At 71.6% G+C, this 26,205-nt stretch carries 17 protein-coding genes and 1 pseudogene; 14 read left to right on the top strand and 4 right to left on the bottom strand.

The genetic code is table 11. The features are described 5' to 3' along the window. From AC08OT_RS03025 to AC08OT_RS02985, 9 genes are all read left to right on the top strand, one after another. Positions 1-1,545 (top strand): ADP-ribosylglycohydrolase family protein (locus AC08OT_RS03025; protein ID WP_476602514.1); only part of this gene is annotated, 1,545 nt, incomplete at its 5' end. Between the two features lie 161 nt (positions 1,546-1,706). Continuing rightward, positions 1,707-2,384 (top strand): AMIN-like domain-containing (lipo)protein, encoded by a 678-nt coding sequence (locus tag AC08OT_RS03020; protein ID WP_476592938.1) that lies wholly within the window; start codon positions 1,707-1,709, stop codon positions 2,382-2,384. A 333-nt stretch (positions 2,385-2,717) separates the two neighbouring features. Continuing rightward, positions 2,718-4,238, top strand: coding sequence for an aldehyde dehydrogenase family protein (locus AC08OT_RS03015; protein WP_476592939.1), 1,521 nt, complete (start codon positions 2,718-2,720; stop codon positions 4,236-4,238). Between the two features lie 85 nt (positions 4,239-4,323). Beyond that, positions 4,324-5,334 carry a zinc-dependent alcohol dehydrogenase gene (locus tag AC08OT_RS03010; protein ID WP_476592940.1) on the top strand — a complete coding sequence of 337 codons (1,011 nt, stop codon included), beginning with the start codon at positions 4,324-4,326 and terminating at the stop codon, positions 5,332-5,334. A gap of 97 nt (positions 5,335-5,431) precedes the next feature. Beyond that, the gene (locus AC08OT_RS03005; protein WP_476592941.1) at positions 5,432-6,634 is read left to right on the top strand and encodes an NAD(P) transhydrogenase subunit alpha; all 1,203 of its coding nucleotides are present in this window, start codon (positions 5,432-5,434) and stop codon (positions 6,632-6,634) included. A gap of 4 nt (positions 6,635-6,638) precedes the next feature. Next, positions 6,639-7,001 (top strand): NAD(P) transhydrogenase subunit alpha part 2, encoded by a 363-nt coding sequence (locus AC08OT_RS03000; protein ID WP_476592942.1) that lies wholly within the window; start codon positions 6,639-6,641, stop codon positions 6,999-7,001. Further along, positions 6,998-8,419 carry an NAD(P)(+) transhydrogenase (Re/Si-specific) subunit beta gene (locus AC08OT_RS02995; protein ID WP_476598818.1) on the top strand — a complete coding sequence of 474 codons (1,422 nt, stop codon included), beginning with the start codon at positions 6,998-7,000 and terminating at the stop codon, positions 8,417-8,419. Before AC08OT_RS03000 ends, AC08OT_RS02995 begins: the two co-directional genes overlap by 4 nt. Before the next feature lie 351 nt (positions 8,420-8,770). After that, complete coding sequence (locus AC08OT_RS02990) at positions 8,771-9,859, top strand: DUF3616 domain-containing protein (protein WP_476592944.1); 1,089 nt, start codon at positions 8,771-8,773, stop codon at positions 9,857-9,859. A 125-nt stretch (positions 9,860-9,984) separates the two neighbouring features. Beyond that, on the top strand, positions 9,985-12,738 hold the full coding sequence (locus AC08OT_RS02985; RefSeq protein WP_476595803.1) for a tetratricopeptide repeat protein: 2,754 nt from the start codon (positions 9,985-9,987) through the stop codon (positions 12,736-12,738). 866 nt (positions 12,739-13,604) lie between these two features. On the opposite strand, the gene AC08OT_RS02980 is transcribed toward AC08OT_RS02985, so the two are convergent. Then, positions 13,605-14,051: a hypothetical protein gene (locus AC08OT_RS02980; RefSeq protein ID WP_476592946.1), complete on the bottom strand. Its 447-nt coding sequence runs from the start codon at positions 14,049-14,051 to the stop codon at positions 13,605-13,607. A gap of 164 nt (positions 14,052-14,215) precedes the next feature. Between AC08OT_RS02980 and AC08OT_RS02975 the strand changes: the two genes are divergently transcribed. Continuing rightward, positions 14,216-15,463 (top strand): toll/interleukin-1 receptor domain-containing protein, encoded by a 1,248-nt coding sequence (locus AC08OT_RS02975; RefSeq protein ID WP_476592947.1) that lies wholly within the window; start codon positions 14,216-14,218, stop codon positions 15,461-15,463. A gap of 76 nt (positions 15,464-15,539) precedes the next feature. On the opposite strand, the gene AC08OT_RS02970 is transcribed toward AC08OT_RS02975, so the two are convergent. The 3 genes and pseudogenes from AC08OT_RS02970 to AC08OT_RS02960 all read right to left on the bottom strand — a co-directional run bounded on the left by AC08OT_RS02970 (position 15,540) and on the right by AC08OT_RS02960 (position 21,356). Beyond that, positions 15,540-17,723: an acetyl/propionyl/methylcrotonyl-CoA carboxylase subunit alpha gene (locus tag AC08OT_RS02970; protein ID WP_476602513.1), complete on the bottom strand. Its 2,184-nt coding sequence runs from the start codon at positions 17,721-17,723 to the stop codon at positions 15,540-15,542. Positions 17,724-17,909: 186 nt separating this feature from the next. After that, positions 17,910-19,558 (bottom strand): annotated as a pseudogene (locus AC08OT_RS02965) (carboxyl transferase domain-containing protein). Positions 19,559-19,982: 424 nt separating this feature from the next. Next, complete coding sequence (locus AC08OT_RS02960; protein ID WP_476602512.1) at positions 19,983-21,356, bottom strand: DUF5925 domain-containing protein; 1,374 nt, start codon at positions 21,354-21,356, stop codon at positions 19,983-19,985. 232 nt (positions 21,357-21,588) lie between these two features. Between AC08OT_RS02960 and AC08OT_RS02955 the strand changes: the two genes are divergently transcribed. From AC08OT_RS02955 to AC08OT_RS02940, 4 genes are all read left to right on the top strand, one after another. Continuing rightward, entirely contained in the window at positions 21,589-22,455 is an 867-nt protein-coding gene (locus tag AC08OT_RS02955; protein WP_476595756.1) for a DUF3710 domain-containing protein, read from the top strand. A gap of 322 nt (positions 22,456-22,777) precedes the next feature. Further along, the gene (locus AC08OT_RS02950; protein WP_476595755.1) at positions 22,778-24,289 is read left to right on the top strand and encodes a hypothetical protein; all 1,512 of its coding nucleotides are present in this window, start codon (positions 22,778-22,780) and stop codon (positions 24,287-24,289) included. A gap of 255 nt (positions 24,290-24,544) precedes the next feature. Continuing rightward, positions 24,545-25,378: a precorrin-4 C(11)-methyltransferase gene (gene cobM, locus AC08OT_RS02945; protein WP_462186556.1), complete on the top strand. Its 834-nt coding sequence runs from the start codon at positions 24,545-24,547 to the stop codon at positions 25,376-25,378. 20 nt (positions 25,379-25,398) lie between these two features. Beyond that, positions 25,399-26,205, top strand: a complete 807-nt coding sequence (locus AC08OT_RS02940) for a cobalt-precorrin-6A reductase (RefSeq protein ID WP_476595753.1) — start codon at positions 25,399-25,401, stop codon at positions 26,203-26,205.

Genomic DNA, 26,205 nt, shown 5'->3' with positions numbered 1-26,205 from the left:
TGGCGATGGACCCTGATGATCCGGGTACTGGCTGCGATCCCACCCGGCCGCTGGACCAGTTACTCCGACGTCGCGGAGGTGATCGGGTCCCACGCCGTCGCGGTAGGAGCCAAGCTGGCCAGTGCCCGGATCTCCAACGCCCACCGCGTCCTGCTCCTGAACGGTTCCATCTCCCCGGACTTCCGCTGGCCCGATCCGGAACGCACCGACGATCCACGGGAGATCCTGGCCGCCGAGGGTGTCATTCTCAGCAGGTCGGGCCGGGCACTGGCCCGCCAACGCATGACCGCCGCCGAACTCGCCGCCGCCGCCGAACTCGAAGCCCCGGAAGAGAGCCAGGGAGCCGCCGCCGGAACCAAGGAACGTCTGTTGGCCGCCCCGGCCGCCCGGTCCGCCGTGGGGCTCGCGGTCAGCCTGTGGCCATCAGAGCGGCGTGCGGCGGCGCCCACGGACGATGCGAACTCCGGCCTCTCCTACCAGGACCGGGTCCGGGGCTGCCTGCTGGGCGGGGCGTTGGGAGACGCGCTCGGTGCGGCAATCGAATTCCAGTCGCTTGACGAGATCCGACGGGAGTACGGGACGGCGGGGGTCATCGGCCTCACGGCCGCCTACGGGGTACACGCTCCGTTTACAGATGACACCCAGATGACGCTGTTTACCGTGGAGGGTCTGATCCGGGCCTCGGTCCGCAGCCGCTCCCGGGGCATCGCCGATCCGCCCGCGGTGCTGTGGCGCGCCTACCAGCGTTGGCTCACGACGCAGCGGCGGACCGGTCCGGCCGCCGGGGAGATGGACGGCTGGTTGGCGGCGCAGCAGCTGATGTATGCCCGGCGCGCTCCGGGAAACGCCTGCCTGTCCGGGCTGGGGCGCCCCGAGACGGGCACGCTCGCGCGGCCGGCGAACCCCGACAGCAAGGGGTGCGGGGCGGTGATGCGCTCGGCCCCGTTCGGGCTGCTCCGGCGGGGCCCGGAAACCTCCTTTGACCATGCGGTCGAATGCGCCGTGTTCACCCACGGTCATCCCTCCGGGTACCTCGCCGCAGGCGCGTTCGCGTGGATCGTCGCCGCGATGGTGGACGGCGCGAGCATCACCCAGGCCACCGCATCGGCCCTCGGCCGCCTGTCGGCCGAACGCGACGGCAAGGAAGTGGCCAGAGCTCTGCGGGCGGCTCTCGGAACGGCAGCGGACGGTGCGCCCACAGCGGAACGCGTGGAATCGCTGGGCGCCGGCTGGGTCGCCGAGGAGGCGCTGGCGATCGCGGTGTACTGCGCGGTGGCGGCGCCCGACGATCCGCAGACGGCGCTGCTCGCGGCGGTCAACCACTCCGGCGACAGCGACTCGACCGGCGCGATCTGCGGGAACCTCGTTGGCGCCGCCCTGGGTGAGCCGGCACTGCCGGCAGCCTGGCTGAAGGAGCTGGCGGGCTATGAGCTGGTCGGGCAGGTCGCGGACGATCTGGTAACCGAGATCGAGAACACCGCGACCGTCTCCGACGCCTCCGGCGCGGCCACCCCGGCCTGGTCCACCCGCTACCCCGGGAGCTGAGCTCACGCACATCAGATCTCCCATCGGTTCGAGCCGTGCCGGCGCTCCGTGGTGCTTCCGGCTCACCTGCTCGGGGGGACGTTAACCCGACCGTCCCCCTGCCGAAGGTCCCTTTCGGCCACCCGGGACGGCGAGGTGAACTGGGCGGCGAGGTGAGTTACATGAAGGTGCGGACAACAACGGGCCGGCGATGGATCGGGGCGGTGGCGCTGCTGGCGGGCGCGCTGCTCGTGCTGCTGGGATGTGGCGGCGGTACCGGTGGCGGCGGCTCCACCGACATCACCACGTCGAAGCCATCGGTGTCCGGCACCTCGCCGGCGCCTTCTCCGTCCGTGTCCTCCCGCTCGCCGGGTGGACCGGTGGTGACGTCGCCTTCCACAACCGCGACGCCGCGGGAGCCGGTCTGGTCGAGCGAACCGCGCCGCGTCGAGCATCCGCTGTACGGTAACGCGACGGTCGTCGCAGTGCGCAGCGCGCACAACGTCGCCGGCGGGATGGCTTTCGATCGGCTGACGATCGAGCTCCAAGGGCAGATCCCTGGCTACGAGGTGCGTTACGTGGCCGAGGTGCTGTCGCCAGGCGAGGGCGTTGCGGTCCCGCTCCGGGGGCAGGCGTTCCTGGAGGTGGTGTTGTTCCCGGCCGTGGCCCACGATGAGACCGGCAGGTCGACGCTGCGCACACCGCAGGCCGGCGGCGGGCTTCCCGCGCTTGTCCAGTATCGGATGACCGGCGACTACGAGGGATACGTCCATTTCGGCCTGGGGGTCGACGATCGGGTCGGCTTCCGGGTGCTCGAACTGTCGAACCCGTCGCGTGTGGTGATCGACCTCGCCGCCTGAGGTCTGCCGGTGAGGTCTGCCGGCCGGCCTCGGCCCGTGACCTGTCGCGCTTCCCTGGCGCGGGCAGTTCCCTCGCGGGCAGTTCCCTCTTTGCCGTCGCCGGTCATCGAGCCACACCGCGCCGCACCCCGAAAACCCAGCACAACATCATGATCAACTTAGGCTGCCCGGCACTGGCCCGGGAACGGCCCGTTCGGCATCGGGGGTCAGGACCTTCCGCACCCGCTGTCAGGACTGGCGCGATATGGGGTGCTTGGCCTCGGCAGAGAAACATACGTGCCGGTCGGGGCACGTCGGAAGGCGTGCCCGCCCTGTGGAGACCGGGAGGCTGTCGTGACGTACGTCCCACCTGGAAAACCAGGCAGTATCGTCCATGTTACGGACCGGTACGAGAACTTCATCGGCGGAAAGTGGCTGCCGCCGCGGGCCGGTAAATATTCGACCAACCTTAGCCCGACCACGGCGCAGCCGATCTGTGAAATACCGCGGTCGGCGGCGGAAGATGTCGAGGACGCCCTGGACGCGGCGCACGCCGCCGCCGGCTCCTGGGCCGCCGCGTCCCCGGCGGAGCGGGCCGAGGTGCTGACCGCGGTGGCGGATGCGATCGACGCCAACCGGGAGATGCTCGCGGTCACGGAGAGCTGGGAGAACGGCAAGCCGGTGCGGGAGACGCTGGCTGCCGACATCCCGCTGGCCGCCGACCACTTCCGGTACTTCGCCGCGGCGGCGCGCACCCTGGAGGGGTCGATCTCCGAGATCGACGGCAAGACCTACGCCTATCACTTCCACGAGCCGCTCGGGGTGGTCGGGCAGATCATCCCCTTCAACTTCCCGCTGCTGATGGCGGCGTGGAAGCTGGCGCCCGCGCTGGCCGCGGGTAACTGCTCGGTGATCAAGCCGGCGTCACCGACGCCGTGGTCGATCCTCAAGCTCGCCGAGGTGATTCAGGACGTCATCCCGCCCGGCATCGTCAACATCGTCAACGGGCCCGGCGCCGAGGTCGGCAGGGCCCTGGCCACCAGCCCGAAGATCGCGAAGATCGGCTTCACCGGTGAGACCACGACCGGCCGGCTGATGATGCAGTACGCGGCGCAGAACATCATCCCGGTCACCCTGGAGCTGGGCGGGAAGTCCCCGAACATCTTCTTCGAGGACGTCCTGGCCGCCGACGACGCCTATCTGAACAAGGCGGTCGAGGGGCTGGTGCTGTATGCGTTCAACAAGGGCGAGGTGTGCACCTGCCCGTCCCGGGCGCTGATCCAGGAGTCGATCTACGACGAGTTCATGGCGCAGGCGCTGGAACGGGTCGGCCTGATCCAGCAGGGCAACCCGTTGGACCCGGCGACGATGCTGGGCCCGCAGGTCTCCGCGCAGCAGCTGTCAAAGATCGGCTCCTACGTGGACATCGGCCTGGCTGAGGGCGCCGACCTGCTGGCCGGTGGGCGCCGGACGCAGCTGGCCGGAGAGTTCGCGAACGGCTACTTCTTCGAGCCGACGCTGCTGAAGGGCCACAACAAGATGCGGGTCTTCCAGGAGGAGATCTTCGGCCCGGTGCTGGCTGTCACCACCTTCAAGGACGAGGCCGAGGCGTTGGCCATCGCCAACGACACGCCTTACGGGCTCGGTGCCGGCGTGTGGACGCGGGACGGTGCCCGCCAGTTCCGGATGGGCCGGGGCATCAAGGCCGGCCGGGTCTGGGTCAACTGCTACCACCAGTATCCGGCGGGCGCGGCGTTCGGCGGATACAAGGTGTCCGGCATCGGCCGCGAAAACCACCGGATGATGCTGGAGCACTACAGCCAGACCAAGAACATGCTGGTCAGCTACGACGAGAACGCGCTCGGCCTATTCTAGGGTCTCGGATTCCAGGGTTTCAGATTCCAGGGTTTCGGAGTCCATTGGCATTTCCCACCGATAATTCCCCTGACTGGAGGATGTTATGAAGGCAGCAGTTGTCACCGATTTCCGGGCACCGTTGCGTATCGAGGACCGGGACGTCCCGGTGCCGGGGCCGGGGCAGATCCTGGTGCGGATGGAGGCCAGCGGCCTGTGCCACACCGACATCCACGCGGCGCGCGGTGACTGGCCGGTGAAGCCGACTCCCCCGTTCGTCCCGGGTCACGAGGGCGTCGGCGTGGTCGAGGCGGTGGGCGCCGGGGTGACCGGGCGCGCGACCGGCGACCGGGTCGCGATCCCGTGGCTCGGTCATGCCTGCGGGCGCTGCCGCTACTGCGTCGGCGGCTGGGAGACGCTGTGCGAGAGCCAGCGCAACAGCGGCTACTCGATCGACGGTGCGTTCGCCGAGTACGCGGTGGCCGACGCGGACTACGCGGTGCCGGTGCCCGGTGATGTGCCGTCGTTCGACGCCGCACCGCTGACCTGCGCCGGCGTGACCACCTACAAGGCCGTCAAGATAGCCGGGGTGACCCCGGCCGAGACGGTGGCCGTGTTCGGCATCGGCGGGCTGGGCCACCTGGCGTTGCAGTACGCCCGCATCGCGGGTGGTTTCACCGTCGGGGTCGACGTCACCGAGGCCAAGCTGGAGCTGGCCACCGAACTGGGCGCCGACCACGTGGTGAACGCGCGGACCGCCGACCCGGTCGAGGCCATCCAGCGGCTGGGCGGCGCCGACGTGGCGGTCGCGCTCGCCGCGTCGCCCCGTTCGTTCGAGCAGGCGTTCGCATCGCTGCGGCGCGGCGGCCGGCTGGTCTGCGTGGCCCTGCCGGCGGATGGCACGATGTCCATCCCGATCTTCGACACGGTCCTGAAGGGGATCACGGTCAAGGGATCGATCGTCGGCACCCGCAACGATCTGGCCGAGGTGTTCCGGCTGCACGCGGCCGGCCGGACCAGGGTGATCGCTTCCGGCCGGAAGTTGGACGACGTCAACGCCTGCATGGACGAGGTCCTGGACAGCAGGGTCCCGGCCCGGCTGGTGTTCGAGTTCTGATCTGGCCCGTTCCGACCCGGCCCGCACGGCCATCGGTCCTCATCCCCGCCCCAACGGGGAAGAGAACACGAGGAGAATCCCGAAAGGGGGAAAGACCATGAGTCCGCTTACTGTGGGCGTGGCCATGGAGACCGCGCCCGGCGAGCGTCGGGTGGCCATGGTTCCGGAAGTCGTGGGCCGATTGGTCGGCTCCGGTCTCGACGTGCTCGTCGAGACCGGAGCCGGACGTGGCGCGTGGTTTCCCGACGGCGCCTATGCCGAGGCCGGCGCCACCGTCGTCGCGCGGCGCGACCTGTTCGCGCGGGCAGACGTGGTGGTGTCGGTCAGCCTCCCGGACCCGCAGACGCGCGCGTTGCTGCGCGGCGGGCAGACCCTGGTAGGGCTGCTGGTGCCGTTGCTGCAGCCGCAGGTGATGGCGCAGCTGGCCGGGGCGGGGGTGACCACGGTGAGCCTCGACGGGCTGCCGCGGACGCTGAGCCGGGCCCAGTCCATGGACGCGCTGACCTCTCAGGCGAATGTGGCCGGGTACAAGGCGGTGCTGGTCGCCGCCGACGCCTACCCGCGTTATTTCCCGCTGCTGATGACGGCGGCCGGTACGGCCCGGCCCGCCGAGGTGCTGGTGCTCGGCGCGGGCGTGGCCGGGCTGGCCGCGATCGGCACGGCCCACCGGCTCGGCGCGGTCGTCCGCGGTTATGACATCCGCCCGGAGGCGCGGGGCGAGGTGACCTCGCTCGGTGCGAGTTTCCTCGACCTGGGTGGGCCCGACCTGGGTGAGCCCGATCTGGGCGGGGTGGCCGGCGGAGCGAGTCAGGGTGGCTATGCCCGGGCGCTGACCGCCGAGGAACTGGCGGGCCAGCAGGAAGCGCTGGCTGCCGCCGTCGCCCGCCACGACGTCGTCATCACCACCGCTCAGGTTCCCGGCCGCCGGCCACCGCTGCTCGTGACGGAGGAGGCGGTCAAAACGATGCGGCCCGGGTCGGTCGTCGTGGATCTCGCCGCGAGCCCCCTCGGGGGCAATGTGGAGATCTCCGTGCCGGATGAGACGGTGGTCACCGCGGGTGGCGTCACCGTGATCGGCGCCGGCAACCTGCCGGCCCTGATGCCGGCCGCGGCGTCGGCCGCCTATGCCCGCAACGTTGCCGCGTTGCTGGGCCATCTGGTCCACGACGGCGCGCTCACCATCGACACCGCCGACGAGATTCAGGCCGGGGTCGTCATCACCCACGCCGGCCGGGTCGTCCACCCCGCCACCGCCGCCCTGCTGGCCGGCGGCTCCGCGGAAAGCCAGTCTGGAGCGTGAGGACATGACCGAGACGTTGGTCACCAACCTGACCGTCCTCGTCCTGAGCCTGCTGGTCGGGTTCGAGGTCATCAGCAAGGTGCCGTCCACCTTGCATACACCGTTGATGTCCGGCGCGAACGCGATCCACGGCATCGTCGTCGTCGGCGCGATGCTGGTCACCGCGACGGCGCACACCCCGCTGGGCTACGTCCTGGTGTTCTTCGCCGCCGCGTTCGCCGCGATGAACGTGGTGGGCGGCTACGTGGTGACGGACCGGATGCTGGAGATGTTCCACCGGCGCCCGGCCGCGGAGCGAAGCCGGCTCGCGGAGCGGAACCAGCCGGCAAGGGGGAACCAGCCGGCAGGGGGGAGTGAGCGGTCATGAGCGGCTCGGACACGGCGATCCGCCTGCTGTTCCTGGCCGCGGCGAGCTGCTTCGTCCTCGGCCTGCACCTGATGAACTCGCCCGCGACTGCCCGCCGGGGCAACCAGCTGTCCGCGGCCGGGATGGTGGCGGCCGTCGGGAGCGCCGTCGGGCTGCTGGCCCGGGACGGCGTCATCACCGCTACCGGCCTCATCGTCCTGATCATCGGTGTGCTCCTGGGATCCGGCGCCGGCCTGTACGCGGCGCGGACCGTGCGGATGACCGCGATGCCGCAGCTGGTCAGCGTGTTCAACGCGGTCGGCGGCGGCGCGGCGGCGCTCGTCGCGTTCGCCGAGGTGGTGCGGTTGGGCGGCGCGGCCGGGCTGGCCGGGGCCTCCGGTCAGACCACCGTGACCGTCGGCCTCGACGCCGTCATCGGCGCGGTGACCTTCTCCGGCTCGCTGGTGGCCGCCGGCAAGCTGCAGGGCCTGATCAGTGGCGCGCCGGTGCTGTTCCGCGGCGCCCGACTGCTGAACGCCGCGCTGGCCGCGGTCGCCGTGACCGGCGTGGCGGCGATCGTCACTGGTCACGGTGGGACGATCGCGCTGTCGATCGTCGCGGCCGCCGCGCTGGGCTTAGGCGTGACGATGGTGCTGCCGATCGGCGGCGCGGACATGCCGGTGGTGATCTCGTTGCTGAACGCGTTCACCGGGACGGCCGTGGCGATGGCCGGTTTCGTGCTCGACAGCACCGTTCTCGTTATCGCGGGCGCGCTGGTGGGGGCGTCCGGCACCATCCTCACCGTGCTGATGGCCGAGGCGATGAACCGGTCGATCCCGGCCATCATCGTCGGTGGTTTCGGCACCGCGGACTCGACCGGAAATGCCGGCGCGGCGGCCGCGGCCCCCGTGCGGTCGGTCGCGGCGGACGACGCGGCCCTGCAGCTGGCGTACGCGTCGAAGGTCATTATCGTGCCCGGCTACGGGCTTGCGGCGGCGCGGGCCCAGCATGAAGTCGTCGAGCTCGCCGACCTGCTCACGCAGCACGGGGTGGACGTCTGCTACGCGATCCACCCGGTCGCCGGCAGAATGCCGGGCCACATGAACGTGCTGCTGGCCGAGGCGCACGTTCCCTATCCGCAGATGAAGGAACTGGCCGAGGTCAACCCCGAGTTCGCGCAGGCCGATGTCGCCCTGGTCGTCGGCGCCAACGACGTGACCAACCCGGCGGCCCGCCGTCCCGGCAACGCGATCTCCGGTATGCCGATCCTCGACGTCGACCAGGCGAAGAGCGTCATCGTCATCAAACGCTCCATGGGCCACGGCTACGCCGGCATCGACAACGAGCTGTACACCGACCCGAAGACCGGAATGCTCTTCAACGACGCGAAAGCCGGCCTGAGCGCGCTCACCGCCGCCATGAAGACACTCGTGCACTGACCTCCCCGGCGGTCCGTCCTCCCCGGCGGTCCGATGATGCTGCTCGGTCTCTTGGCAGATGGTTCACCAGGCCGTACCCTGAGCGATCCTGGCTGCACGTGGGGGCCTGCCCGACGCGACGGAAGGTGTAAGCGGCGCTGACGCTCGCAGGATCGGGACCACCTATCGGGTCCTGGACACCCACCCGGATAAGCGCCGGGCCGGCACTACGCTCCGGTCGGCGGTGGGGATTCCTGGAAGGGCCGCTTCGGAGCAACCGGCGGAGAAACCCGGGGCGAACCGGCGGGGGGACGAGGAGTGGCGAGCGCGGGAACGGCGCAGGGTGCGGGAACGGCGCCGGATGAGGCACCGATGACCGCGAAGACGATTCCGATCCGGTTCGCCGACGGCGCCGGGGTGGTCGACGTCGCCGAGTCGTTGTCCACCCTGAAGGGGGACGGCCGGTGCCTCTGGCTCGCCGGTGACGAGACGGTCACGATCGAACGGACGACCCTGTCGCCGGCCGGCGACGGCTTCGCCGATCACGTCAGCTTCTCCGTCGCGGACCTCCTTCCCCTGCCGGAGGAGCCCGCGGACGACGGCACCCAGCTCGAGATCGACCTCGAGGGCATGGACCGGCATGGCGACTATCTGTGGTTCGTCGGGTCGCACAGCCTGGCCCGCAAGCGGGTCCGGCCCCAGCACGCGACCGAGCAGGCCCTGGCCCGGCTGGCGAAGGTGAGCAGCAACGCCAACCGCTACCTGCTCGGGCGCATCCCGGTGGTGCGGGTCGGCGGCCTGCCGACCCTGGTCGCGAGCGCACCCGACTCGGCCTCGCCCGGCGGCGGCAGGCTGACCGCGGCGGCGCTCGGACTGTCCAAGCCCACCCGGTTGACGAAGGCGCTCAAGGACGACGACCATCTCGGCCGCTTCCTCAAGATCCCGAGCAAGGACAACGGGCTGGACGTCGAGGGCCTGGCCGTCGTCGGTGAACGGATCTACCTGGGGCTGCGGGGGCCGGTGCTGCGGGGCTGGGCCGTGGTCCTGGAACTGCGTCTCACCGAGGGAGACGGCCAGGACCTCCTCCTCGCGCCGATCGACGGGGACGGCCGGTATCGCAAGCACTTCCTCGACCTCGACGGGCTGGGGGTGCGCGACCTCCTCGCCTCCGGCGATGACCTCCTGCTCCTCGCCGGCCCGACGATGGACCTCGACGGCCCGGTGCGGATCTACCGCTGGCGCGGGGCCGCGCAGGCCCCCACGAGCGTCGTGGTCACCGACGAGGCGATCGAGCGCATCCTGGACCTGCCCGTCGGCGAGGGCGACGACCATCCGGAGGGGATCGCCCTGATGCCCGGCGACCCGTCATCGCTCCTTGTCGTCCACGACAGCCCGGCCGCACGCCGGCGCCCGCACCGTCACGAGATCCTCGCCGACGTCGTCCCGCTGCCGCCGGGCTGAACGTCACGCACCCGCGGTGGGACCTTGCGTGACGGAAACGGGGGACGGATCGGAGACCGGACGGGAAAACCTCTGGACGGTCGGGCGATCCGCCGGAGAATAGCCGCGGAGGATATGCCCACGGGATGACGTTCCGTCCTGCTCATCGCTGCCGCTCGCCGCCGCCGCTCGCCGCCGCTCAAGGGACGCACGTGTACGACGAGGTCGACCTGGACGCCATCACCACCAACGCGGATTTCGGCCGTGCACTGACCATCGTGCGCGAGCGCGCGGGGTTGAGCGTGCGGGAGGTGGCGCGCGCCGTCAACGTGCCGGCCAGCACGGTCGGCGGTTACTTCGGTGGCTCCCATCTCCCCGGCCTCAGGTCGGCGAACCTCGTCGAGAACATGCTGCGGGCCTGCCGGGTGGACGACCCCGACGAGATCCGCCACTGGGTCGAGACGTGGCGTCGGGTCCGGCGCGGAACTCACGGTCGCGGAGCTCACGGTCACGGGGACCATGGCGGCGACCGGATCGGCACCGGACAGGACCCGTCGACGGCGGTCACGATCAGGCCGCCGGTCCAGCGGCTCACCCACCTGCCCGCGATCCGCGGTCGCGACGGCCTGCTCGATCTGCTGGCCGGGCAGCTCCCCACCGGACGCAGGCGCGCGGTCGCCGGATCCGACGTCGGTAACGGGCCCGTCCTCCCCCGGCCTGACGTCCTTCGACCGGACGTCCCCGAACCGGATATCCCTGGCTCGGACATCCCTGGACCAAAGGGCGCTCGGCCCGACGCCGACGGGGCACGGGTCCACGTGCTGCACGGGCTCGGCGGCGTGGGCAATAGCACGGTCGCCCTCGCGCTCACCCGCACCGCGCTCGAACGACGGGTGCGGACCTGGTGGATCAGCGCCACGGGGCCCGGCGCGGTGCGCGCCGGCATGACCGCGCTGGCCGTGGAGCTCGGCGCGACCCGCCACCAGCTGTGCACGGGCAGCCTGTCCGACCTGGTCTGGCGGCTGCTGGCGGACAGCGGACGGCCGTGGCTGCTGATCCTCGACAACGCCGACGATCCGGCCGGCGACCTGGCCCCACCCGGCGGCGACGTGCTCGACGGCACCGGATGGCTGCGGCCGGTCACCCACCCCCACGGAATGGTCGTGGTGACGACGCGCAGCCGGCTGGACTGGGAGGGCCCGTCGCCCGTCGGCGGGACCGCCCGGTCCTGGCTGCGCCTGCACCCGCTCGGCCCCCTGAACGCGGCGGACGCCGGGCTGGCGCTGCGCGACCTGACCGGGGCCGAGCCGGGTCCGCTCGCCACGGCCGAGAGCCTCGGCCGCCGGCTCGGCGGGCTGCCCCTGGCACTCGCCCTGGCGGGCCAGTACCTCGCCGAGGCGCGGCGAATGCCGGCCGGACTCGGTGGACCGGCGGTCCCGCGGACCTACGCCGACTATGAACACGCGCTCCAGACGGGCGGGCACCAGGCCCTGCTGCGCGGCTTCGGCGGTCCCGGCGGCGCTGGTCGTCGCCGGGAACGCGAGCTCATCGGGCCGACCTGGGAACTGTCGCTGGATCTCCTCGCCGCGCGGGGCCTGGAGCAGGCCCGGGCGCGGCTGACCCTGCTCGCCTGTTTCGGCGGGGACCCGATCCCGTTCGGCCTGCTCCTGTCCGCGGCCGTCCTCGCCGCGTCGCCGCTGTTCCCCGGCCTGCGGGCGACCGAGCTGTGGGAGCTGATCCGCGCCCTGGCCGGCCAGGGGCTGATCGAACACACGACTCCCGGCGACCCCGCCACCGCCCGGTCCGCGGCTTCCCGCCCGGATCCCCGGGTCGCGCACCAGCTGGTCCTCCACCCCCTGGTGCGCGACAGCTTCGGCCAGGCCGCGCACACCTCCGGCCGCATCGCCGACTACCTCGACGCGCTCACCGCCCTGCTCACGCGGGCGACCCGCGCGCTCGATCCGCGGGATCCGGCGACGTGGGACCGGTGGGCGATGCTCGCCGGTCATGCCACGGCCGGGCTGGAGCTGCTCCGCGCCCGGCGGCGGTGGGGCCTCGACGACCTTACCGAGGCACAACTGCCTCCGCAGCTGCTCACCCCGGCGATCCTCGCTGCCCGCTACCTGCGCGCGACCGGCCGGCTCGCCGAGGCGGACGCGGCGTACAGCTCCGTCTGGGAGACCGGCGCCCACCTGTTCGGACCCGATCATGCTGATGTCCTGTCCGTCGCGCACGACCTGCACCGGGTCCGCGCCGCCCAGGGCCGGCGCGAGGACGCCGAGAGCGGCCTTCGCATGGTGCTCGACGACCGGTTGCGCATCCTCGGCCCCGAGCATCCCGACACGCTGACGACCCAGCACTACCTCGGCCGGACGCTGCGCGAATCGGGTCGGCACGGCGAGGCGCTGCGGTGGCTCACCCACACGCTCACCACCCGTGAACGGGTCCTCGGGCCGCGGCACCGGGACACCTTGACGAGCCGGAACAACGTCGGGGACCTGCTGGTCGAGCAGGGGGCGTGGACGGCGGCCGAGGAGCTGCTGCGCTCGGTGCGGGACGATCGGGCCGAGGTGCTCGGCCCGGAGCATCCCGCCACGCTGGTGACCTGTTACCACCTGGCCCGGCTGTACCGCGACCGCGGGGACACCGAGCCCGCGGAGAAGGCGGCGACCGAGCTCACCGAGGCCTGCCTGCGAGTGCTCGGACCGGATCATCCCCGTGCCCTCGCCGCGGTGGGTCTGCTCGCCGAGGCCCAGACCAACCTCGGCCGGCCGGACCAGATGACCCCGCGGGTTCAGGACGCCTACCGGCGCAGCCTGCGCCGATTGGGGCCCACCCACGACATCACGGTGCACCTTCACGATCTCCTCGACCAGTCGAAGCGTGACCCGTCGTCGTGACCCGTCGTCGTGACCCGTCCTCGTGACCCGTCCTCGTGACCCGTCCTCGTGACCCGTCGCCGGGGGGGCGTTTCCCGCCGGTGCACCGCGTCGCAGGGCCGCCGCCCGCGGGCCGAGCCCCACCAGCCAGCCCCCGGCGTCGAGGCCGACGAGACCGGCGAGGGAACCGCCGTACATCGACAGCAGAACACCGGTGACCGCGAGAAGCGCCACGGTCCCGAAACCCGAACCGGGGACGGAAAGCCCGCCGACGACGAACGGAACGGCGGGCGGCACGGCGGAGGCCTGCCGGGAAAGTACCAGGAAAAGGAACTTCCGGATCGCCGTACAAGGCCGTACGGATCGACGGCCGCTGGAGCGGGCCTCCCCCCGATGGCAGGTCCGCTCCGGCGGTGAGCCGAGGGGCCGCGGTTATCAACCAGCCACCACCCGCGGCGGCGGGGGTGCAGACCATGGGCGGGCGACGCCCGCGACCCTTCAGCAGCTCCCAGATAACCGCGTGCCGGACTAACCGGAAAGACCCTGACCGCAAATCCGTACAACGTCGTACGCGGCTTTCACCGGACGCGGCAGCGAGCGCGGGTAGGGATATGGGCCACGCGGACGACGACCGCCCCGGGGCGATCCCAGACCGCGGGATGACAACCGTGCCGTGCCGTGAGGATCACCCGGGAACACCCGGAGGCGGCAGTTTGGGCCATATCGTCGAACGGTATCCTTAGCCGGTCATCAGCCCACCGACACCGAACGCCGGTAATCTGGAACCCGACCGGCGGTCCGGCGCAGCGCGCCCCGACCGGCGGCATCCCGGCGGCGGCTCACCCGACCGGAACGCGTCTGTCGCCCGCGCCCTGCGTTCCCAGGAGTCATGGTTGTCTTCTGACTGGTTGAACGAGCCGCTCTGGTTGGACGAGCCACTGGTGAACGCCCTCGACGATCCCGCCGTGACCGCGCTGCGGCAATGGTGCTCCCAGACCGAGACCACCTACCGCCTGGTCCGTTGGCTTACCGGCGGCCGGTCGTCGGCGATGGTCGGGGTGGTCCTCGAAGAGCATCCGCGCCATGGTGCGCGCCAGTTCGTGATGAAGCTGGACGTCGCCCCGGCCAGCGACGCGGGGCCCCAACCCGGCGAATTCGCGCGCCACTGGCGGGCGATCGCCGACGCCCCCAGGTTCGCCGAGCGCCACCTCGCCACGCCCGTCCATCAGCCGGTCGCGGTCGGCGATGGACGATGGTTCGTCTTCCAACAGGTCGCGGGTGGCAGCCTTCGGGAGCTGGTCACGCTGCGCGCCCTGCTGGAGGCTGTCGTCCACCCGCGGCGGGCCGGGCGCCAGGGAGACTCCGGCAGCGGTCCGGCCGGTCTGTCAGGACCGGCCGGTCCGGCTGAACCACGCCTGATGTTCGGACGGGCCCTGGCCGACGCCGCGGTCCTCGCCGACGTCTGCGGGGGCTGGTCGGGTCGATCTTCGATGAGTGGGTGGGGCCTGCCCTTCTGCCGTCATTGGACGTGCCGACCATCCTTGCCCGTCAGCTCGCCGAGCGGCTCGCCCCGGACAGCCGCCTGCGGCGCATCGCCGCGGCGTACCCCGGCCCCACCATCGACGCCGAAGGCGAGGACCACCCGCTGCCGAACCCGTTCGCGCTGGTCCTGGACCCATCGCGCACGGACGGTATTCGCATCCCGGCCTTCGTCGGGAAGGCCCACCGCGACCTGCACATCGAGAACATCCTGATCCCGTCCTCACTGCGCAACATCGACACGACGTACCAGCTGATCGACCTGTCGCGGTACGCAGCCGACGCCGTGCTCACCCGGGATCCCGTCCATCTGGTCCTGCACATCCTCGCCCGGACACTGTCGGAGCTGTCCGCGGCGCAACGCACCGCCGTCATCGATCTGCTGCTCGACCCGGAGCAGGACGGAGACCTCGTGCCGCGGTGGCTGTTCCTGCTCATCGACCGGGTCCGATCGGCGGCGGAGGACTGGGCACGCCGGGCCGGTCTGGTCGACCTGTGGCGCGACCAGATCCCGCTGTCCCTGCTGGCCGTCGCCCTGACCTGCCTCGGACGGGCATCCACCCGGCCGGAGGACGAGGGATGGTTCCTGCGGCTCGCGGCGAACAGCGCCGCGGTGTTCCTCGGCCGGCATCACCCCGACGGCCGGCATCCGGACCGGCCGCGCGGGGACTGGCACAACCCGGACGAGCGGCGCCCGGCGGAGACCGCGGCAACCGCGGCCGTCCCCCCTGAGGCGGCAGACCAGAAGCCCGCGGTCGTGCGGCCGTCCACGCCACAATGGCCGGGGCCGTCCGGGCGGTACGACTTCTTCATCTCGTACGCCCAGCCCGACGAGGCCTGGGCCGGCTGGATCGCCTGGCAGCTGGAGGAGGCCGGTTGCCACCTACTGTTCCAGGCGGGTGACGGAACGGACGGGCCGCCAAGGATCACGATACGTGATGGCGCCCGGCACGCCCACCGGACACTCGTTCTGCTCTCCCCCGCCTATCTCTCCTCGGTCCATGAGAAGCGGGAGTGGTGGGAGTGGCGGGCGGCCCTGGACGCGGATGACCCGACCGGGCCCGCGTGCAGACTCGTCACCGTCCTGGTCGAGGCCTGTGCCGTGCCGGCCGCATTCGATCAGGCCTCCTCGGCCCACGTCGACCTGTCCAACCTGGCCGAGGCCGACGCCCGGAAGACGCTCCTGCGGCGGCTGACCGAGCGCTGAGAGAAGGATTGACGTTCCAGGCCCGCATTGACGCCGACGACCGCGGCCCAGGGCGGCCGTCGGCGTCAAATCGTGCTCAACCCTCCACATTTCGCCGAGCCGCCGGGGCGGCTGATGCGGATCCGGGGCCGGCCGGGCCCGCCACGGACATCACCACCAGCAGCTGGTCCAGGGCGACGAGGTCGCCGGGCCGGACGAGTACTTCCTTGACGATCCCGGCGCCCGCCGCCGAGACGGTGTGCTCCATCTTCATGGCCTCGACGACGACCAGCGACTGCCCATCCGCCACGGTCATCCCCGGTTCGACCAACACCGCGGTCACCGTGCCCGGCATGGGGCTACGCGCCTGCCCGCCGAGCACCGGCCCGGCCCCGGTGCCCGCCACCGGGATCACCTCGGCCAGGCCCCACGCCCCACCGTCGCGGCCAAGCCAGAGGATCCCGTCGGCGGGCTCCCACGCGTAGGCCCACCGGGTGGTGACCGCACCGATCGTGACGAGCAGCTCGTCGCCGAGCTGACTGACCGATGCGGCGACCGGCGGCCCGTCGGCGATCCGGATCCGGGCCGCATCGGGGGTGCCGCGCGCCGCGACCCGCAACGTCGACACCGTCCGCACCGCCCGCTCCCCGCCTCCCGGCTCCGCCCCATCCCCATGACCGTTCCCGGCCCCGCCCTCAGCCCCAGCCCCAGCCCCGATCTCGGGTGACGCGCTGCCGCCAGATCCGGCGCCGTCGGGGCCGCCGGACGGTACTGCCCCACCGGGCAGGGCGACGTCCCAGGTCAGCCATGCGGGCTCACCGGGCCGCCAGCCGGAGGGGATGTCCCACGGGTCGACCACCGGACCGGTCGGTTGCAATGCCAGCAGCCTGGCCAGGGCGTAGCCGAGGAGCGCCTCGCCGGGCAGGTCTCCCGGGGTGAGGGCGGCGAGATCACGTTCGACGAGACCGGTGTCGAGCCGCCCGGCGACGACGTCCGGATGGGCGAGCAGCGAGCGCAGGAAGCCGATGTTGGTCGTCACTCCGAGCAGGACCGTGCCGGCGAGCGCGGTGTCGAGACGGGCGATCGCGGCGGCGCGGTCCGCACCCCAGGCGATCACCTTGGCCAGCATAGGATCGTACGTGGTGCTCACGATGTCCCCGGCCCCGATGCCGGCGTCAACGCGGATGGCCGGCCCGGCCGGTTCCCGGAAAGCCAGTACCCGACCGCCGGTCGGCAGGAATCCCCGCCCGGGGTCCTCGGCGTAGATCCGCGCCTCCACCGCGTGCCCGGTCAGGCGGATGTCGGCCTGACCGAAGCGCAACGGCTCCCCGGCCGCGATCCGGATCTGCTCGGCGACCAGGTCCACCCCCGTCACCAGCTCGGTGACCGGATGCTCGACCTGGAGCCGGGTGTTCATCTCCATGAAGTAGAACTCGTCCGGCGCGTCGGCGGACAGGATGAACTCGACCGTGCCCGCTCCGACGTAGCCGACGGCGCTGGCGACAGCGACCGCCGCCGCCCCGAGCCGCTCCCTGGTCCGCGCGTCGAGCGCCGGCGCCGGCGCCTCTTCAACAATCTTCTGGTGGCGCCGTTGCAGGCTGCACTCCCGCTCACCCAGGTGGAGCACGCTGCCGTGCTCGTCGGCGAGGATCTGGACCTCGATGTGGCGGGGGCGGGTGATGAACCGCTCCACGTACAGGGTGTCATCCCCGAAGCCGGCGGCGGCCTCCCGGCGGGCCGACGCGATCGCCTCCGGCAGCCGGGCGGGCTCGCGGACGATGCGCATCCCCTTGCCACCACCCCCCGCCGAGGGTTTGAGCAGCACCGGATAGCCGATCTGACCGGCGGCCTCGGCGATCGCGGCATCGCTCATGCCCGGCGCCGACCGGCCCGGCACCCCCACCTCGGCCACCGTCCGCCGCGCGGTGATCTTGTTGCCCATCACCTGCACCGCGGCGAGCGACGGTCCGATGAAGAGCACTCCGGCCGTCTCCCAGGCCTGTACGAAGGCCGCGTTCTCGGCGAGGAAGCCGTAACCGGGATGGACGGCCTCCGCCCCGGACACCCTCGCCGCCTCCAGCACGGCCTCGATGCTGAGGTAGCTCTCCTTCGCGGGCGCCGGGCCCAGCCGCACCGCGACATCCGCCTCCCGGACGTGCCGCGCCCCAGCGTCGGGGTCTGAGTAGACGGCGATGGACCGGATACCGAGATCGCGCAGTGTGCGGATCACCCGGACGGCGATTTCACCCCGGTTCGCGACGAGCACCGACGAAAACGTCAAGCCCGACGCTCCCGGCGCCCTCGGCGGCACGACGCCCGCCGACCGGGCCGGCGTGAAATGGCCATCCGGACCGTGACCGGTGCCGCCGCCTGCGTGATTCGTGGCGGACAGATCAGCCGTGGACACCCTTGATCCTCACGATTGGTTTCCTCACATCGGATGTTTCCGCACGTCAGGATGTCCCCCTCACATCCGGAAGACGCCGTAGCCCACCGGTTCCAGCGGAGCGTTCGCCGCCACCGACAGGCCCAGGCCCAGCACCATACGGGTGTCGGCCGGATCGATGACACCGTCGTCCCACAGCCGAGCGGTCGAATAGTACGGGCTGCCCTGCTCCGCGTACCGATTCAGGATCGGCGCCCGGAAGGCGGCCTCGTCGGCCTCGCTCCAGGCGACCCCCGCGGCTTCCATCTGGTCCCGGCGCACGGTCGCCAGCACCGCCGCCGCCTGCTCCCCGCCCATCACCGAGACGCAGGCATTCGGCCACATCCACAGAAAACGGGGCGAGAATGCCCGACCGCACATCGAGTAATTACCCGCGCCGAACGAACCGCCGATCACCACGGTGAACTTCGGCACCCGGGCACAGGCGACCGCGTTGACCATCTTCGCGCCATGCTTCGCGATGCCGCCGGCCTCGTACTCCCGACCCACCATGAAACCGGTGATGTTCTGCAGGAACACCAACAGGATACCGCGCTGATCGCAGAGTTCGATGAAATGGGTGCTCTTCAGCGCCGACTCGCCGAAGAGCACCCCGTTGTTCGCGACGATTCCCACGGGATGGCCATGGAGGCGGGCGGTCCCGGTGACCAGCGTCGTTCCGTACTCCTTCTTGAACTCCGCGAAACGGCTGCCGTCGACGATGCGCGCGATCACCTCCCGCACATCATAGGGGGTGCGCCCGTCCGTCGGTACCGCGGCGTACAGCCCGGCCGGGTCGACCGCCGGTGCCTCGGTCGGCTCCAGCTCCCACGGCCGCGGACCGCGCGGCGCGAGGCCCGCGACGATGGAGCGCACGATCCGCAGCGCCTGGGCGTCGTCCTCGGCCAGGTGGTCGGTCACCCCGGAGGTGCGGGAGTGCAGCAGCCCGCCGCCGAGATCCTCGGCCGACACCACCTCGCCGGTCGCGGCCTCCACGAGCGGCGGACCACCGAGGAAGATCGTCCCCTGATTCCTGACTATCACCGCCTCGTCGGCCATCGCGGGAACATACGCGCCGCCCGCCGTGCACGAACCGAGCACCGCCGCGATCTGGGAGATTCCCAGCGAGGACATTCGGGCCTGGTTGAAGAAGATCCGCCCGAAATGCTCCCGGTCCGGGAAGACCTGGTCCTGCAGCGGAAGAAACGCCCCCCGGAGTCGACCAGATAAACACAGGGCAGCCGGTTCTGCAGCGCCACCTCCTGGGCACGCAGATGCTTCTTCACGGTCAACGGATAGTAGGTGCCACCCTTGACCGTGGCGTCGTTGGCGACCACCACGCATTCCCGACCCGAGATCCGGCCAATACCGGTGATGATGCCCGCCCCAGGAACCGGATCCTCGTAAAAGCCGTTCGCGGCTAGCGGGGAAAGCTCCAGAAAGGGGCTCCCCCGGTCGAGCAGCGCGTCGACCCGGTCGCGGGGCAGGAGTTTGCCGCGAGCCACGTGGCGGGACCGCGCCTGCTCCGACCCGCCGACCGCCGCCACCGCCAACCGCTCCTGGAGATCGGTCACGGCGTGCCAATGCCCCTCGGCATTGCGCCGTCCCTGTTCACCCGCAGCATCGACCCGACTGGTCAGGACCGGCGTGGCCGAGGACCGTCGGACCTCGTCGGACCGCCGACCGGCGATGGTTCCGGCGCGTACTGCGCTCACAGTCACCCCCCACGGGTGGACGTCGGGCCCCGAAACAACGTTTCCAAGTTAACGACCGCTAACATCGTCGTCAAGGCAGACGGCGGCGGGGAGCATCGGGCAGGCGGCCGATCCCCATCGCCATTGCCGGACCTTCACCCCTTCACCGACATTCACCCACCACCGGGACCGAGACCAGGATCCGGCGATCCGAAATACACCGGTTGCTCCCCGGTGGCTAACTTTAGCGATGCCTGACCGGTGACGTCCGACCGGGACTTCTCGCCGTGATCCGGCGCGCCCCGCCCCTCGGCCGTCCGCCCGGCGGCACCGCGCAGGACGCGGCGCCGCCGGGCCGGCGGGCCTACCCGGCCTGCTCCCGGCCAGGTGGGCCCGGAATCGGGAGTACGGCGCGCAGCCGTCACAGGTACATGCCGTGGCGGGCGTCCGGGGTGGTGGGCCGCGGCAGGCCGCGGCCGTCCCGCAGGGCGAACAGCTCTGCCAGCGTCATGCTCGACCGGACCCCCTCCGCGGAGCCCAGCCAGGACACCGCCTCGGTGTGCGGCAGGGCTCCCACCTCGATCTGGGCGAGGCAGCGACCGGGACGGACAACGGCGGGATGCATGCGCAGCAGATCCTCGTTCGTGGTCAGGGCGACCAGCACCTCGCGGCCCTGCCCGACCAAACCATCGGTGAGGTTCAGCAGTCGGGAGAGCTGCTGCCCGGCCGCACCCCGGCCGTCCCCTCGGATCAGGTCGTCGCAGTCCTCGATCACCAGCAGCCGCCACCGGTGGGTGGGTGGCCCGCCCATGCGGTCGGTCGCCGCGGCCTGAGCACCACGACTGTCCGCATCCCCGGACCTGGCATCCCCCGACCCGGCATCGCCGGACCTGGCATCCCCCGACCCGGCATCGCCGGACCTGGCATCCCCCGACCCGGCATCCCCGGACCTGGCATCGCCGCTGTCCGCATCCCCGGCCCACACGATCCCGCCGTCGGTACCCCCGCCGTCGGCGCTCTCCCCCTCCGCGTCCCCGTCGTCGTCGTCGAAGCCGATCGCGACCTCCATCAGGTAGGCGGGATCGGCGAACAGCGCCTCGGGATCCAGGACGCAGTCGACCTGGCACCAGGATCGCCATTCGTTCGCCAGGGCCCGCAGCACGGTTGTCTTCCCGGTTCCCGCCGGACCATGCAGGAGGATCAGGCGGCCGACCACGTTGTCCCGGCGAACCGCCATGAGCCGGTCGAGCGGGCCCACGGCGGCCGAGGCGTAGTTGGCGCGGATCGAAGCCCACGTCGTGGTGGCCGTCCGGCGGCTAGTCCGGATCGGACCACGCTGACTGGACAGATACCAGAAACCCATGTTGACGGCGTTGTCCGCACCGCTCTCGGCGACGGACGAGCGGAGCACGTCCTCGATCACCACCCAGGCGAGCTGTTCACTCACCGCGGTGACGGTCACCTCACCACCCCCGCCGCGCCAGCGCACGGCTCGCACCGTCCAGCCCTCGCCGACCGCGAGACGTGAATCGCGGGACTCCTCGACAACCGCGCGCAGGACCCTCGCCCCTGACGGTAGCAGCGTGGCTCCCGGCCGGAGCCGGTCAACCCGGGCACTGCGGGCCCAGGGCTGCTCACCGGTTGTGAAAGGAGCCAGGGCGAGTGCGTCGACGACGTCGTAGGGCGTGTCCGAGTCGTCCAGGCCGACGACGAAAGGGAGCTTTATTCCTCCGCTCAGTGACTCGGAGACCATCCAGGATTTAGGCAGCGACGCCTTCTGATGTGGAACTGACACCTGTCCGATGGTCCCGGACAACTCAGCGCCCGGCCATCCCGTTGCGCGATTTACTCGGGCACATCGCGGGGGCCGTACACCGCCCGCGACCTGTCGCGTGCCTCCATCAGGGCCGATCCGAGGACGTTGCGGCCCGGCCAGCCGCCCGGGGAATCTCCCGGCCTCACCACCGGCGCGCCTACCTTAAGTAATCCATCAGTCACTCCAGACTTCTGTCTGGGAGGTGGTCAGGATGCCAGGAGGGCGACTCATCCACCGTCGGCGCCGAAAGTCGGCGCAGCCGGAGCCGGACGACCATGCCGACACCGAGGCCAGTACCGGGGCCGACACCGGGCCCGGTACGGGCGACGGTGGCGCGAGGAAGCCCAGCGAAACGGGAACCGGCGCTCCGGGAACCGGCGCTACGGAAGCCGGCGCTGCGGGAACCGGCGCCACAGAAGCCGGCGCCACGACGAGCGGGGGCGCCCAGGTGGGCCGGGGTCCGTTCGACGCGGCGGACGCGCCCGATGACGGCCGGGCGCGGGCGGATTTCGGAGCTCTCGTGGTGCCGCGGGTGAACGGCACCCGGATCCGGGTCTCGGCCTCTGGGCCGATGCCCACCCTGGCCGCGATGGACGGGACATCCGTCCTGGAGCTGTCCGTCCTCGCCGCCCCGCGCAGCGGCGGCCTGTGGGCGTCGATCCGCGAGGACCTGGTGCTCTCGGCACCGGAGGACACGGAATGGAACGACGAGGACGGGCCCTACGGCCCCGAGCTGCGCATGCCGCTCGACACGGCCGTCGGCCGCCTGCCCGCCCGCATCTTCGGCATCGAGGGGCCGCGATGGATCCTCTGCGCGGTCATCACCGGTGCGGCCGCGGTCGACGTGACGGCGGCGCCGCTGCTGGAGGAGGTACTGGACGGGCTCGTCGTCGTCCGGGGGGACGCGGCGATGCCGGTACGCGAGCCCATCCCCTTCGAACGTCCCGACAGATTCGAAGGTCCCGGCCGAACAACCGACACCGCCGCGGCCATTCCGGAGCAACCCCCGGAGCGCAGGATGCATGACGCTGGCGCTGCGGGGAGCCAACCGCGAGGCCCCCCACCCGCGGCGTCGTGACCCGGCCCGTCCACCACCGGCCCGGCTCAGGCCCGTGGGAAGTCGGTGTACTCCACGAGGTCGACGAAGATCTGGGCTGCGGCCCGGTAGAGATCGGTCCGGAGATGTTCATGGGCAGCACGCGGAGCTGTCCGGTCGACGGTCTTCAGCCTAACGCCGGAAGCAGACGTGCAACGGCGGCCCTTCAGAGATCGTCTGTAAACGGATTTATCAAGCCTGTTCACCATGCGGGAAGGATAGCGCGGTTCGGGTCGCCCGGGCCGGTCACCATCGGACCGGGGCTCCCCCGGAGAGTACCCGGCACAACGGGCGGAGGTACGGCGTGTCGGCCACGCTAGCGCTGGGTCTGCTGCTGCAGGGGCTCGCCTTGGTCGTGGTGGTTCGCGGTCGGGGCCGGCACGCCGTGTCCAGTCTCGGGCTGATGTTCGTCGGTGCCGCCATCGCCTACCACGGGGTGACGGAGGTCCTGCAGGTCCTGGTGCCGTCCTACAGTGACAACCGGCTGTTGACCACGGAGTCAGACGTCGCGGCCTACACCGTTCTGGTCGGGTTCTCCCTGCTCGCGTTCGCTTCCGGTTATCGCTTCGCGACCCAGCGCACGCCGCCGTCCACCGGTTTCCGCCGGGAGGAAGTCTTGGACTTCTTCGACTGGCGGGTCCTGACTCCGCTGGCCCTGGCTGCGGTGGCCGTGACAGCGGTCGGCAGGAACACCTCGTCCGGCGACGCGGACCCCTCGACGGTCACCGGCAGTCCCTACCTCGTCAGCGGCTTCGCGACGCAGTTCCTGGTCGTCGGCCTCGCCCTGGGAAGCTTCGCCGTGCTCGTGCGGACGAAGGGCCGCGGATTCCTCCCGGTACTCGGCGTCCAGTGCACGTTGCACACACTGGCGGGGCAGCGGCTGCCGGTGACGATAGCGGCGGGCGCGGTGATCTACCTACTGTCCATCGTCGGGATTCCCATACGCCGACGGCAGCTCGTCTCGGTCGTCGCGCTCGTGGTTCTGGCCTACGTCGTCATCTACGGGGCACGCGCGGACGCGGGCCGGCAGGTATTCGGGTACAGCGTGGGTCCCAAGCAGCGCCTGCAGGCCCTGGCCGCCGGTCTGACCCATCCGGAACGCGGGATAAACCCGGGCGAAGTGGGAGACCTCGGGGTCCGCCTGGACGGGAACTCCTACCCGTCGATAATCCTGCGACGGCTCCGCGACGGTTCTCCGCCCATCGGCCCGGTAACCCTGTGGAACGACGTCAACATCGCCGTCCCGCGTTTTCTCAATCCCGACAAACTGAATTCCGACCTGGAGTCGCGTTCCCTCAAGACGCGCCTGTCCGCCACCTACGGGATCACCAACGCGTTCGACCGCCTGCCCACCCAGCTCGGCGAGCTGCTGCCCATCGGCGGTCCGCCGTGGATGGTGACCCTCGCGGCTCTGGGAGGATTCGTCCTCGCCCGACTGGAGTACGCGCTGCGCGGATGTCGCCATCCAGCGGCTCTCCTGGGCCTGCTGGCGCTGGTGGCCGCGATCCTGCAGTACGAAGGCGGGATCGCGCTCTACGCGATCAACGGCCGCGGCGTCCTAGCCATCGCGGCCGGACTGTTCGTGTGGCGGAAACGACGGATCTTCCGGCCCGCGACGGTTCGGGGGTCGACCACCCTACCGCCGCTGTGCACCGGCACCCCGGCCACCGTCGCGCGGGCCGGCTCCGACGAGGACGGCACGCCGACCGACCCGTCGCCGGGTGACCCGGTACGGACCGAGCCGGCGTCCGCTGGCAGGGACGAGGACGCGGCGCAGGTCACGGCCCGCGGCCACGGCCCGCGCCGCAACCGGTGAGGGGGCGGCGGCGCGGCGGCCGCGGTCTCTCTGACGTTCCGGAGGGCGGTGTCCGGCTTCCCGTCGGTGCGCGAGCAGCCGGATCGCGACGCCCGGCGACGCCCGTGCCGGAGCGTCCCCGAGGGGGCTCGCCGCCGACGGCGTCCTGCTAGCATGCCCGGTTGTGCCCAGCAGCATGCGCCGAGCGTCCGCCGCCCCCGCCGCCGAGCCGCCCGGGGACGTCCAGCTGCCCGGGGACAACCGGCGGGGGCCGGCGTGACCGTGCACTTCATCGGGGCCGGACCGGGCGCCGCCGACCTCATCACCGTCCGCGGCCGGAACCTGATCGCGTCCTGCCCGGTCTGCCTGTACGCCGGCAGTCTCGTCCCGGTCGAGCTGCTGGCGCACTGCCCGCCCGGGGCCCGTCTCGTCGACACCGCCCGGATGCCGTTGGACGACATTGTCGCGGAGCTGGTCGCGGCCGACGCCGCCGGTCACGACGTCGCCCGCCTGCACTCCGGCGACCCGTCGCTCTACAGCGCCGTCGCCGAGCAGATGCGCCGGCTCGACGCGGCCGGGATCGCCTACGACGTGACGCCGGGTGTCCCTGCCTTCGCCGCGGCGGCGGCGTCGCTGCGCCGGGAGCTGACGGTTCCCGGCGTCGCCCAGAGCGTGGTGCTGACCCGCACGGCCGTGCTGTCCAGTCCCATGCCGCCCGGCGAGGACCTCGCCGCCCTCGGCCGGTCGGGGGCGACCCTCGTGCTGCACCTGGCCGTGCACCGTATCGAGACGCTCGTCGCCGAGCTCGTGCCGAACTACGGTACGGACTGCCCGGCAGCCGTCGTCGCCTGGGCCAGCCGGGCCGACGAGATCGTGCTGCGCGGCACGCTCGCCGACATCGCCGGTCGGGCGCGGGCCGCGGGGCTCACCAGGACGGCCGTGATCATCGTGGGTCGCGCCCTGGCCGCGGAGGGTTTCCGGGACAGCTACCTGTACTCCCGGGAACGCTTCGGACCGGACGGATGCGTGTCGTCCGTTCCCCCGGCCTCCCCGGTTTCCCAGGCAAACGCCGCGCCGCGTGGCCCGGATCCCCTCCCTCGGGCTCGGTGACCGGGCGCCCCCGAGGCTCGGTGACCGGGGCATGCCGTGTGCTGCTGCTCGGCGGAACCGGGGAGGCGCGCCGCCTGGCGACCACGCTCGGCTCCCCGGATCCCGCCGGCACGGAACGCATCGAGATCGTCTACTCGTTGGCCGGTCGGGTCCGCGAGCCTGCGCTGCCACCGTCCTGCCGAATCCGGATCGGCGGCTTCGGCGGGGCGGCGGGCCTGGCCGACTACCTGCGGGCCGAACGGATCGATGCGGTGGTCGACGCGACCCACCCGTTCGCCGCGACGATGACCATGCATGCCGCACAGGCCGCGCACGCCACCGGCGTTCCGCTGCTCGTCCTGCGCCGGCCGAGCTGGCGCGAGCAGCCCGGCGACGACTGGCGCCGGGTCCCGTCGCTGGCCGACGCGGTCGCTCTGCTCGACCGGTTCGTCCCACCCGGGCCGCGCCCGCATTCCGATCCGGCCCCACGGGTGTTCCTGACCACCGGGCGAACCGACCTCGCCCTGTTCGCCGGCCTGCACCGACCCTGGTTCCTGGCCCGATCGGTCGAACCGCCGACCGGCCCGGTACCGCCACGGCTGACCGTCATCCTCGATCGTGGACCGTTCGACGTCGCCGGGGAGACCGCCCTGCTGCGCCGGCACCGCGTCGACGTCCTCGTGACCAAGAACAGCGGCGGGACGATGACCGCCGCGAAGCTCGCCGCAGCCCGGGACCTCGGTCTGCCGGTCGTCATAGTCGACCGCCCGCCGCTGCCACCCGGGGTGACCGCGGTCGACGATGTCGACGCCGCCGTGGCCTGGGTCGCACCACCAGGGCCTAGATGA

The organism is Frankia sp. CgJB1 (genome assembly GCF_977947065.1).
Note: the sequence above shows the minus strand (reverse complement) of the source record. Positions and strands in the feature narration are given on the sequence as shown.